Source organism: Halomonas sp. (assembly GCF_041689495.1).
GTDB lineage: Bacteria > Pseudomonadota > Gammaproteobacteria > Pseudomonadales > Halomonadaceae > Halomonas.
The window spans coordinates 1-1315 of the sequence record NZ_JBDNGD010000393.1 but is presented as its reverse complement, the minus strand read 5'-3'; the positions used below and the strand labels follow the sequence as shown (position 1 = coordinate 1315).

General features: G+C 65.6%; 2 protein-coding genes. Both read left to right on the top strand.

Annotated elements, in window-relative coordinates; all coding sequences use genetic code 11:
* The coding region (locus ACESMD_RS12510) for a lipocalin family protein (protein WP_372613650.1) at positions 1–716 on the top strand (716 nt) is incomplete at its 5' end.
* Between the two features lie 152 nt (positions 717–868).
* Positions 869–1315: dioxygenase (locus ACESMD_RS12505; RefSeq protein WP_372613648.1), on the top strand; the 447-nt coding region annotated here is incomplete at its 3' end.

Genomic DNA, 1315 nt, shown 5'->3' with positions numbered 1-1315 from the left:
CGACCGACCCCTTCCGGGCCTGGCTCGACGACTGGCGACTCGAGAGCCGGGTCACCGACACGGACCGGGATGCCCTGTCACGACTTGAACTGGTGGCCCGAGACGAGCATGACGGCGCACCCTTCGGCTACCGACTGAACCTTACCGCCGAGGGGCCACTGGTCTTCCACGGTGAGAACGGCTTCAGCCAGAAGAGCGCCGACGGCCAGGGTTCCATTTACTATAGCCAGCCATTCTACCGCGTCGAGGGGGAGGTCACCCTGGACGGCGAAACTCGCCAGGTGAAGGGCCGCGCCTGGCTCGATCGCGAGTGGAGCAGTCGGCTTCTCGGACCTGAACAGGCGGGCTGGGACTGGTTATCTCTGCACCTGGCAAGCGGTCACAAGCTCATGGCCTTCCGACTTCGCGGAGGCGGTGAGGAAGGCAGCGACTATCTATCTGGCACCTGGATCAACCCGGATGGCCAGACTACCGCCCTAGCCCCGGATGACCTCATCCTCACCCCCCTGGCAACGAGTCGAGTCGCCGAACGAGACATGCCCACCCGCTGGCGCCTCGAAGTGCCGTCGCAGGACATCGACCTGGAGATCGAGGCGCCCCATGCCGACCGCTGGATGGACACCTCGGTGGCCTACTGGGAAGGCGAGGTGGAGGTACACGATCGCCAGAGCGGCGAACCACGAGGCATCGGCTATCTGGAGATGACGGGCTATTGAAAGCGACAGCGCATCCACCATGAACCCACTGGCAACTCCTCGCCGGATGCGCTCGCCGGCTCGCTTATCCTGCCTACACCGAGAGTTCTGGCGCCATGGTGAAGAACCGACGAAATGCCATACTGAACCCTTCTTCGATAGGGAACCCTGCTATGTGTCCCAGCCTGTTCATCTCCCACGGCTCCCCGATGCTGGCCCTGACGCCGGGGCCGGCCCACGACTTCCTGCGCCAGCTGGGCGGCGAGCTGACACCCACCGCCATCCTGGTGGTCTCGGCCCACTGGGAGAGCCGGCAGCTGCTGGTCAGCATCAGCGACAAGCCCGAGACCATCCACGACTTCGGCAGCTTTCCCCGCGAGCTCTTCGAGTGCCAGTATCCGGCACCGGGCAACCCTGAACTCGCCCTGCGCCTGGCCCGCGAGCTCAACGCCGTGCCCGTAGAGCGCGGCCTGGACCACGGCGCCTGGGTGCCGCTCAGCCTGATGTTCCCCAACGCCGAGATCCCGGTGGTCTCGCTGTCGCTGCCGGTGGCGTGGTCGAATGCCGAGCTGGTGGACCTGGGCGAGAAGCTCGCCGCACTGCGTGACAAGGGCATCCTG